This is a genomic window from Curtobacterium sp. ME12, assembly GCF_903970855.1.
Lineage (GTDB): Bacteria > Actinomycetota > Actinomycetes > Actinomycetales > Microbacteriaceae > Curtobacterium > Curtobacterium poinsettiae_A.
This window is the reverse complement of the sequence record NZ_CAJCKD010000021.1, coordinates 51,749-61,468: the sequence shown is the minus strand read 5'-3', so window position 1 is coordinate 61,468 and position 9,720 is coordinate 51,749. Positions and strand designations below refer to the sequence as shown.

Sequence of the window (9,720 nt, the reverse complement as noted above, 5' to 3'; positions counted from 1 at the left end):
GTGTCCGCGGCCGCGTTCGCCGCGACGAGGGCGGCCGATGCCAGCCCGACGAAGGCGACGTGCTGCACCCCCGTCGTGCGGAGCACGGCGGCGGCGTGGCGCGCGGACCGGACCTGCGCGTCGGGCGTGGTGTCGGGTCCGCCGTCACCACGTCCGGACGGGTCGTACCGCACCGAGGCGATGCCACGGGCCTCCAGGCGGTCGGCCAGCAGACGGAGCGTGCGGTACGCGATGACGCCCTCCTGCCCGAGCGGCGGGCAGATCACGACGCCCGCGCGCGCGGCGGCGGGGAGCTGGGCCGCGGCGCGGATCGCCGGCGATCCGGACCAGCCGTGCAGCGTGGTCACAGGGCGAGGGCGGCGCGGGCGGACGCCGGCCAGGCGGCGAGGTCCGTGCCGTGGGCGGCGAACAGGGCGATGGTGATGCGCTCCAGGCCGAACGCGATGCAGGCGCTGTGCGCGACCTGTCCGTCCTCGGTGCGGAGGCCGAACGAGGTGCCGAAGTGGTCCTCGTGCAGGTTCGCGGAGCTGATCGCGGTGGCGTCGTGGTCGGGTCCGTAGACCTTCGTCACGAACTCGAACTTGAGCGCCTGCTCGACCTGGTTGCGGGCGAGCATCTGCCCGACGCGGCCGAAGAAGGGGTCGTTGGCGGGGACGACGTCGATCTCGAGCCCGAACGACTCGAGCAGCGCGCGCATCACCGGGATGCTGCCGTCACGGTGGGCCGCTGCGGACGCGGGGGTGCCGACGTGCACGAACTCGTGCATGTGGAAGGCCTGCAGGCGCATCGGGTCGAGCGAGGGCTCCCGGCGGAAGGAGTCGCCGAGGACGTCGAAGAACCGGCCCTGCTGGGGCACGGTGTCGCCGATCAGGCCGTAGACCGGGTGGCAGACCGCGGGGGTGAGCATGAGGTCGGCCGGCTCGAGGAACCCCTCCCAACGCTCACCGCGCTCGCGGGCGGCGAGCAGTGCGCGGTGGGTGCGGTCGTCGCCGGTGAACCCGGAGATCGACGCGGCGAGGTCCGGGAACGACGCGATGTAGTCGGTGCGCTCGAACGACGCGAGCGGCTCGACCGGCGGGAAGCGCAGGACCTCGGCGCCGAGACGCTGCTGGCTGCGGACCGCGGCGGCGTCGACCGCGGCGTACACGCGCTCGAAGACCCCGGTGCGGCCGTAGAGGCCGGGCGTGCCGAGGTCGAGGAGGACGCCGTCGGTCAGCAGGCGGGCGCGGAGGGCGGCGCGGGCGGCGTCGAGCGACGCGGCGGCGTCGGCGGTGGTGGTGTCGGTGCTGTGCGTGGTGGTGTCCGTGCTGGTCACAGGATCACTCCCGTCATCATGGCCAGGTCGGCGTCGTTCTTGAGGAGCCGGTCGTTGCTCACCATGACGGCGGCCCCGTGGGCGTCTCGGAGGTGCCGGGCGATGCTCAGTGGACCCGAGGCGGCGTAGCCCGCGATCCCGACGATGCGCAGTGCCTTCGTGACGATGTCGGTGACGCGCTCGGACGCACCGATCTTCAGGGCGTTCGCTGCGAGGGCGTAGGCGCTCGAGGCGAGCACCTCCGGGTCGTCGGCGGCGGCATCGAACCGTTCGGCGGCGTGGCGCACCGAGTCGGCGAGGGCCTGCAGGTCGACCAGGAGCTCGGCGAGCCGGAGGGCACCGGGCGGGGTCGTCCCGACGACGGCGCGGGCCTGCTTCCGGACGGCACTGCGGGCACGTTCGGCCGACGAGACCGCGATGCCGAGCCAGACCGACGCCCAGAGCACGTGCGACACCGGCAGGACGGTCTGGGCGGAGATCGTGGCGTAGTCGTCGCGGAACACCCGGTCGATCGTCGTCTCGGTGTCGAGGATCCACCCGTTGCTGCACGTGCCGCGGAGCCCCATGGTGTCCCAGGTGGACGTCTGCGACAGGACCATCGTGTCGGTGCGGCAGATGAGCAGTCGCTGGTCCGACGCCGGAGCGTCCGGGTCGCGTCGGGCGGTGACGAACACCGCGTCGGCCTCGGTGGCGTACGAGATCACCGGCGCGTCCTTGCGCAGGCGGATCCGGCCGTCGTCGGTCGGCTCGATGGAACACGTGGACCGACGGGCGTCGCCGCCGACGCCCCGCTCGGTCGTGGCCGACGCGACGAGCGCACCACCACGGACGGCCTCGATCGTCTCGAGCACGCCGGCGCCGTCGCCGCCGTGCCGCCAGAGCGCCATGACCTGGCCCTGGTGCATCGCGAACACCATGCCGGTCGCGGCACAGGCCCGGCCGAGTTCGGTCGCGATCGCGGAGAGTTCGGCCACGGAGGCACCCTCACCGCCGTGCTCGGTCGGCACTGCTGCCGCGAGCAGGCCGTACTCCCGCATCGCGGCGATGGCCTCGCGCGGGGGTCGGGCGTCGCGGTCGACCTCGTCGGCGAACTGTGCGGCGACCTCGGCCACCGCGCTCGCACGCTCCGCGAAGCGGTCGACGACCGACGGTGCGGGCAGGACCAGGGTCACGACGCGAGCTCCGCGGCGGCGGTGATCGACTCGACGCTCGCGAAGGTCGACCGGTTCAGCACGGAGTCGGGGAACTCGACGTCGAGGTCCGACTCCACCGCGAGCATCACGTTGACGGTGGCGTGCGAGGTCAGGCCGAGGGCGTAGAGGTCGGCGATCGACGCGACGTCCCACGCGTCGACCGTCAGTCGACCGTGCTCGGCGAGGGCGCGACGGACGGCCCGGTCGGTGGCCGGGTCGGCGATCGTCGCGGTGGTGCTGGAGGGGTTCGGGTCCTGTTCCATGACTGCAACCGTAAAGAGGAACGGCCCTCGGGAAACCGCCGTGCGGGTGCGGGAAACCGCACCCCTGTCCGGAGCGCCGGCTCAGCGCTCCGAGAGGGCCACCGCAGTCGCCACCGCGAGCCCCCGTTCGTGTGCCAACGAGACCGCGATCGGGCCACACCCGATCGACGCCGCCAGATCCGCGGCCGCCCCGGACAGCTCGACCGTCGGGGCGCCGCCGGCGTCGAGCACGACGGCCACGTCACGCAGCGGGATCGCCTGGTCCGGAGCCGGCCGGAGCAGTTTCAGGACGGCCTCCTTGCCTGCGAACCGGGCAGCGAGTCGCTCCGGGTCGTCGCCGGTGTCGGTGCGCTCCCGCAGGGTGAACACCCGGTCCAGGTACCGCTCGCCGTGCGCCGTCACGGCGTCGACGACGTCCTCGACCGCCGCGAGGTCGGTCCCGGTGCGGATGGTCGTCACGAGGAGCAGGCTACGCACGAGTCCTGCACGGTGCATTCCCCGACGGGCATGATGGACGGCGGGGGTTCGTATGATCGTCGCCAGGGACCACCGAGGGGGAACGATGGCATCACCGTGGACGGGCATCATCGAGGACGCGCGGCACTACCCGTCGCCGCACAACTCGCAACCGATCGTCGTGCGCGTCGAGGACGACCGCACCGCGACCGTGTTCTACGACCTGCGACGGGGGTTGCCGGCGGAGTCGTTCGGCATCCCGTTCGGGCACGTCTGCGCCGGGGTGTTCCTGGCCGGGCTCGACGTGGTCGCACGGGCGCACGGGTTCACCGTGCAGGAACGGCTCGACCACGCCGAGATGGACTTCGGACGGCTCGGCGCCGGTCCGGACGACCACCTGCACCGGCTGGGCACGGTGACGTTGCGTCCGCACCTGGTCACCGTGGACGACCGGGAGGCCCTGGCCGGCTTCCTCGCACGGCGCACCTCGCGCAGGCCCTACGACGCAACACTCGTCGACGCCACCGCGATCGAGGCCGCGTCCGCCATCGCGTCGGCGGCCGGGCAACGCTTCCGCACCACCGACGACCGGGCCACCGTCGACGAGATCGTGCGCGTCAACCAGGAGACCCTGTTCGACGACCTGCAACACGACGCCGTGCACGACGAGATCCTGCACTGGCTGCGGTTCTCGAAGCGACAGGCAGCGGCCACCGGCGATGGGCTGTCCGCCGAGACGATGCTCATGCCCGGCCCGGTGCTCCGGTTCGCCATGGAGCACCGCGGACTCTGGCAGGCCCCGGGCATCGGCGGGGTCTTCCGCAGGGTGTACCTGTCGACCATGCGGGGCGTCCGACAGCTCGCCTGGCTCGAGGGACCGTTCAGCACCCCGGCCGAGTACGTCGAGGCCGGACGGGTCTTCATGCGCATCTGGCTGGAGTTCTCCGCCCGCGGCATCGCCATGCACCCCTTCGGCACCGTGATCACCAACCCGCGATCGCACGCCGCGTTCGTGGAACGTGCGGGCGTCGACGAGTCCGACGGGCGGATGGCCTGGATGCTGTTCCGCTTCGGACACAGCGACCCACCACCGCTGGCGCACCGCCGACCCGCAGCAGCGATGACCCTCGGCGGTGCCCGGTGAAACGCGCAGCGGTGTTCTCGGTGGTGTGGTTGGTCGAGACGTTCGTCGCGCTGTTCATGCCCCGCGTCGGCACCCACAAGCTCCTGCTCACGCCGGGCATCGAGCCGCTCCGCTGGACCCTCGGACGCTGGCGCGCCTGGCGGACCGCGGAACGGGCTGCGAAGCGGGTCCCCGCGTACCGGGCATTCCTGGCGGAGTCCGGACGCGCCTCCAGGCTCGACACCCGTGGCGGGATCGCCGCGGCGATCTCGGGACTGCCCGAGATGGACAAGGACTCCTACGTCAAGCGCTGGAGCATCCCCGAGCGCTGCGTCGACGGACGCCTGCCCCGACGCGGCGTCGTCGTCGACGAGTCCAGCGGATCGAGCGGCACCCCGACCAGCTGGGTGCGCGGCCCCGACGAACGCCAGGCCACCCGACAGCTGCTGCAGCTCGGGTTCTCGCGCACCGCGAAGGACCTGTCCAAACAGCCGTTCGTGCTCAACGCCTTCTCGCTCGGGGCATGGGCCACCGGGATGAACGTCACCGCCTCGCTCACCGAGTCGTCCATGATCAAGTCGATCGGCCCGGACCGCGACAAGATCGTGCAGACGATGCGCGAGTTCGGGACCGACTTCACCTACATCATCTGCAGCTACCCGCCGTTCCTGAAGGCCCTGTTCGAGGACGACCGGCTCGACTGGAGCCGGTACACGATCGTCGCCGCGTTCGGAGGCGAGGGCATCAGCGAGAACATGCGCGCCCACATCGAGCAGTACGCCCAAGCCGTGCTCGGCTCCTACGGCGCGAGCGACCTCGAGATCAACCTCGGCATCGAGACACCGTTCAGCGTGCAGCTGCGCCGAGCGATCGCCGCATCACCGGAACTCTCCGCCGCCCTGACCAAGCAGGGCGAGTACGGGGTGCTGCCGATGGTGTTCCAGTTCAACCCGTTCGGCTACCTGATCGAGACGAACGACCTCGGCGAACTCGTCGTCACCATCGCCCGCTCCGAGAACATCAGTCCACGCATCCGCTACAACATCCACGACCGCGGACACGTGGTGCGCATGAAGGAGCTGCGGTCCGTGCTGCGGACGACCGGCCACGCGGCGCTCGCCGCCGAGGCCGAGCTCGACCTGCCGCTGCTGTTCCACTACGGCCGGTCCGACCTGTCCGTCGACTACAACGGGGCCGTCGTCGCACCCGACGTGGTCCGGGACGTCGTGTACGGCGACCCGGAGCTGCTCGAGGCCGTCGAGAACCACCGGCTGATCAGCTACGAGGACGACCGCGGCGACCGGCAGCTGCACATCGCGTTCCAGCTCGCCTCGGGTGCCGGCGGGTTCGACGCCGATGCCGCTCGCGGCGCCGTGGTCGCGGAGCTGCGCCGGCTGAACAAGGACTTCTCGAACGCGATCCGCACGGCGCCGCCCGGCACGCTGCCGACGGTGGCGTTCTACCCGTACCGGACGGGGCCGTTCCGCGAGGACGGCAAGAAGCTCAAGAACGAGTACGTGTGGCAGCTGCCGGCCGGGTCGGTCGAGCAGTGGGACCTCGACCTGTCGTGGGTCGCGGCGAAGGAGGCCTGAGCCGAGCCGGTTCCGGCGCTAGTCGTACTGTGGCGGCCAGTCGAAGGGCGTCGGCAGGTGCGGGACCTCGCCGACGGTCGTGACGACGAGGACGACCTGGCGCAGGTCCGTGAGCTCGATCGAGCGCGGGTTGCCGATCCTCCGGTGTCCGTCGACCCACACCGTCAGTTCGCCGCGCAGGCCACCGACGTGCTCCGGACCGAGCGAGACGCCCCACTCGTCGAAGAACTGGCCGAGCGTGAAGGGCTGTTCCGTCGGCGACTCGACGTGCACGATGCCCGAGGTGTCGTGCGTGTGGATCTCCGCGGCGAACTTCCGGCTGTCCGAGTGCCCGATGTTCGCCGGGACGGTCACCGGTTCGTCGCCGTCCAGGATCGTCAGGTGCGTGTGCACGTGCTCGGCCAACCGTTCGCCCCAGACGTTCCGGAGCCCGGCGGCCTCGGCGCGGGCCGCCAGGTCGGACGGACGTGGCCAGGGCGGAGCATCGCGGGCGGTGACCGGTCCGGGTGCGGCACACCCGGACAGCAGCAGGAGTGCGGCCACCGCGACCGCGACGATCCGCAGGTTCACCAGCGGTCGTGGACGCTCGCGCGGAACCACGTGTCGTACAGGTCGTGCACGGTGGCGTCGAGACCCTCGATCGGCGGCAGGTCGCCGGCTGCGGCGTTCGAGCGCGCCTGCTCCGGGTTGCGCGCGCCGGGGATCGCCGCGGTGACGCCGTCCTGCGCGAGGATCCACGCGAGCGCCGCCTGCGGGACCGAGACGGCGTCGGGCAGGGACGCCGCGAAGGTCTGCGCGGCGCGCACGCCGTCGTCGTAGTCGACGCCGCTGAAGGTCTCGCCCTGGTCGAAGGCCTCGCCGTGGCGGTTGAAGTTGCGGTGGTCGCCCTCGGCGAACGACGTGTCGGTCGTGTACTTGCCGGAGAGCAGCCCCGAGGCCAACGGGACGCGCGCCAGGATGCCGACCCCTGCCTCCCGGGCCGCCGGCAGCACGCGGTCGAGCGGCTTGAGACGGAACGCGTTGAGGATGATCTGGACGCTCGCGACGCCGGGCCGGGCGATCGCGGTGAGGGCCTGGTCGGCGGTCTCGACGCTGACGCCGTAGGCGGCGACCGAGCCGTCGGCGACCAGCGCGTCGAGGGCGTCGTAGACGGCGTCGTCCTGGTAGACCGGGGTCGGCGGGCAGTGCAGCTGCACGAGGTCGAGGGTGTCCTGCCCGAGGTTCCTCCGCGAGCGGTCGACCCACTCGCGGAAGTTCGCGGCGACGTAGTTCTCGGGGACCTGGTCGGCGCGACGGCCCATCTTCGTGGTGATCGTCAGTGGCACGTCGGGGTTCGCGGCACGCCACGCGCCGATGAGCTGCTCGCTCCGGCCGTCGCCGTAGACGTCGGCGGTGTCGAACAGGGTGACACCCGACTCGACGGAGGCGTCCATGACGGCGTTCGCGTCGGCTTCGGAGACGGGACCCCAGTCACCGCCGAACTGCCAGGTGCCGAGACCGATGGGGGAGACGGAGCGGCCGGTGCGGCCGAGGGTGCGACTCTGCATGCGTCCGAGCGTAGTCAGACGCGCACGGGCGGTGTCCAGTCGGGCGGGGTTCGGCCGAGCATGGTTCGGCCGAGCGGGGTTCAGCCGATCGTGGAGACGCCACGGCGCAGGAGCGCTCGCGCCGCCCGGGCGCGGGGGATGACCCAGACGGCTGCCCACAGGGCCATCGCGCTCCACAGCAGGATGAGCATCGTCGTGATGAGCGTGCCGTGCTGGTCGCGCACCGACCACGTCATCGCGATCCACAGCACGCCGAGGACGACCTTGCCCCAGCCGGCGCCCTCACGGTCCGCCTGGGCCTGGACGAGCGGGATCCACTGGTCCGCCGGCACACCCGCGGGTACCTGACCGTCGGCGATCCACTCGCGCACGACGATCGACCGTTCGTAGCCACCCTCGGCGCGCCAGGCGCGGCGCTGCAGGACGACGGCGATCGCGGCTCCGGCCGCCGCGGTCGGGACGCCGACCGAGACCAGGACGGTGGTGGTCGCCTCGGTCCACGAGGACAGGACCAGCATGACCAGGACGACGGCGAAGGCCGCGCCCGTCACGCCCGCACCGAGCAGGCGGAGCCGCCCGGCTTCGTCGAGGACACCGACTCCGACACCGTTCACGGGGGAGAGCGTACCTGCGGTGATCGGGGGCCGGGCTGTTCGTCAGCCCAGTGCCAGCAACCAGCACATGCCGGCGGCGGTGAAGGCCATCGCCCAGCTCACCAGGCTGCCGATCAAGAAGTACTCGGCCTGGTAGCCGGTCGTCTCGCGGCGGATCTCGGGGAAGCGGACGATCCCCTTCGCGGCGATCAGCGCCGCGACGACGGGGAAGGCGCCGGCCAACGAGAACCCGGCCAGCAACAGGCGCTCGATCGGGCCGATCATGCGTCCGCCCTTGAGGGTGACCGTGCCGTCTGCGTCTGCGTCTGCGTCTGCGTCTGCGTTCCCGTCGGCCCCGGGTGCCCGGGCGGTTCGGCGCCAGTCGAAGCGCTTCCGGCGGGTCGGTTCGGCCGCCACTGCACCGGCCCTTGCGTCGGGGGACAGCCCCGGTGGCAGCGCCTGGGCGACGACCACGTTGGCCGAGTCGACCAGGAACAGTGCGGACCCGATGCCTGCGACGAGCGCCGGGAGCGGCACCGCTCCGACGAACGCCGGGCCGGCGTCACGGTGCCAGTCGACCACGAAGCCGGAGGCGTCGGCGGGCGGCGACCAGAGCAGCAGCACGGCGACGGCGACGGCGAGCAGGACGGCCGGCCACGACCCCGAGCGGCGGAGCCAGGGCACCGGCCGGCCTCGGCCGGGTGCGCCCCCGGACCGCACCGGGATCGTCGTCGCGACCCACAGGGCTGCGAGGACGACCGTGACCAGCACCGACCAGACCGCGATGCCGAGGCCGAGCACCGCCACGGCCGTCACGGCGGCCCAGAGCAGGACGATCACCGAACTGGTCCCTACGCGTCGTGGGGCGGCGTCGGTCCCGGTCCGTGCACGCACGACGTCGGCGAGCCCGACCAGGGTCAGGAGGACGCCGGCGAGCATCAGCGGCCCCCATCGCCGAGGACACGCAGGCCCTCGACCAGGGCGGCGACGCCCGACTTCTGCACGGACTGGGACACCGCCGACGGGGTGATCCCCTCGTCCGCGGCGATCTGCGCCTGCGTCCGGCCCTGCACCAGACCGAGTGCGATCCGGCGGGCGCGGGGTGCGAGCCGCGAGACGACGTGGTCACGGCTGAGGAAGTAGGCGTTCACGAGTCGCTCCGTCGTTCCGTGGCGGTCATCGGCGTCGTGGTACCAGGACCGCAGGAACGCGGTCCGGCCGTCCTCGCGCCGGTGGGTCTCGTTGATGGCGTCCCGCGCCGACCACCAGCCCGGGCCGTCCTGCAGCGGGCCGGCGCCGCCGGTGCCGATCGTCCGGACCTGCCCGCGGCCGATGCCGAGGCGGATCTGCACGGTCGGGGGGAGTGCGAGGGTCGCGGCCGTCGTCGCCACGAGGGCATCGGTGAGCGTGCCGTAGATGACCTGGAACTCGTCGCCGACCGTGGCGTGCAAGGGGTCGAGTGCGGCGACGTCCGCGGTACTGTCGAACGCGCGCTCCACGTCGTGCTGGGCTGCGGAGCGGTCGTCGAGCATGCGGGAGTCGACCAGGTCGACGATCACGGCTACGACTGGCTCGGACTGCATGGGTTAAGCGTAGAGCTTCATATCGTCGAAAGTAAGTCTGGGGCTAAACTTCATC

The 9,720-nt window shown here is 72.0% G+C and carries 12 protein-coding genes; 2 read left to right on the top strand and 10 right to left on the bottom strand.

Annotated features, from left to right (window positions below; translation table 11 throughout):
* From H7A73_RS11475 to H7A73_RS11455, 5 genes are all read right to left on the bottom strand, one after another.
* Positions 1–347: hypothetical protein (locus H7A73_RS11475; protein WP_220456609.1), on the bottom strand; the 347-nt coding region annotated here is incomplete at its 3' end.
* On the bottom strand, positions 344–1,315 hold the full coding sequence (locus tag H7A73_RS11470) for an amino acid--[acyl-carrier-protein] ligase (RefSeq protein ID WP_182066066.1): 972 nt from the start codon (positions 1,313–1,315) through the stop codon (positions 344–346). The genes H7A73_RS11470 and H7A73_RS11475, both read right to left, overlap by 4 nt.
* A complete protein-coding gene (locus tag H7A73_RS11465; protein WP_182066065.1) occupies positions 1,312–2,487 on the bottom strand; it encodes an acyl-CoA dehydrogenase family protein in 1,176 nt (391 codons plus the stop codon). Before H7A73_RS11465 ends, H7A73_RS11470 begins: the two co-directional genes overlap by 4 nt.
* A complete protein-coding gene (locus H7A73_RS11460) occupies positions 2,484–2,771 on the bottom strand; it encodes an acyl carrier protein (RefSeq protein ID WP_051596691.1) in 288 nt (95 codons plus the stop codon). The genes H7A73_RS11465 and H7A73_RS11460 overlap by 4 nt, the downstream gene beginning before the upstream one ends.
* 81 nt (positions 2,772–2,852) lie before the next feature.
* Positions 2,853–3,230, bottom strand: coding sequence for a holo-ACP synthase (locus H7A73_RS11455; protein ID WP_182066064.1), 378 nt, complete (start codon positions 3,228–3,230; stop codon positions 2,853–2,855).
* A gap of 103 nt (positions 3,231–3,333) precedes the next feature.
* Between H7A73_RS11455 and H7A73_RS11450 the strand changes: the two genes are divergently transcribed.
* Positions 3,334–4,371 (top strand): hypothetical protein, encoded by a 1,038-nt coding sequence (locus H7A73_RS11450; RefSeq protein WP_182066063.1) that lies wholly within the window; start codon positions 3,334–3,336, stop codon positions 4,369–4,371.
* The gene (locus H7A73_RS11445) at positions 4,368–5,942 is read left to right on the top strand and encodes a phenylacetate--CoA ligase family protein (RefSeq protein WP_259362856.1); all 1,575 of its coding nucleotides are present in this window, start codon (positions 4,368–4,370) and stop codon (positions 5,940–5,942) included. Before H7A73_RS11450 ends, H7A73_RS11445 begins: the two co-directional genes overlap by 4 nt.
* An 18-nt stretch (positions 5,943–5,960) precedes the next feature.
* Here H7A73_RS11445 and H7A73_RS11440 read toward each other — a convergent pair whose 3' ends face one another.
* The 5 genes from H7A73_RS11440 to H7A73_RS11420 form a co-directional block, all read right to left on the bottom strand.
* Positions 5,961–6,512 carry a hypothetical protein gene (locus tag H7A73_RS11440; protein WP_182066062.1) on the bottom strand — a complete coding sequence of 184 codons (552 nt, stop codon included), beginning with the start codon at positions 6,510–6,512 and terminating at the stop codon, positions 5,961–5,963.
* Complete coding sequence (locus tag H7A73_RS11435) at positions 6,509–7,489, bottom strand: aldo/keto reductase (RefSeq protein WP_182066061.1); 981 nt, start codon at positions 7,487–7,489, stop codon at positions 6,509–6,511. The genes H7A73_RS11440 and H7A73_RS11435 overlap by 4 nt, the downstream gene beginning before the upstream one ends.
* An 80-nt stretch (positions 7,490–7,569) precedes the next feature.
* Positions 7,570–8,103, bottom strand: a complete 534-nt coding sequence (locus H7A73_RS11430; RefSeq protein WP_182066060.1) for a hypothetical protein — start codon at positions 8,101–8,103, stop codon at positions 7,570–7,572.
* Positions 8,104–8,145: 42 nt separating this feature from the next.
* Positions 8,146–9,021, bottom strand: coding sequence for a hypothetical protein (locus tag H7A73_RS11425; protein WP_182066059.1), 876 nt, complete (start codon positions 9,019–9,021; stop codon positions 8,146–8,148).
* Complete coding sequence (locus H7A73_RS11420; RefSeq protein ID WP_182066058.1) at positions 9,021–9,665, bottom strand: SatD family protein; 645 nt, start codon at positions 9,663–9,665, stop codon at positions 9,021–9,023. The genes H7A73_RS11425 and H7A73_RS11420 overlap by 1 nt, the downstream gene beginning before the upstream one ends.
* Positions 9,666–9,720 lie beyond the last annotated feature (55 nt).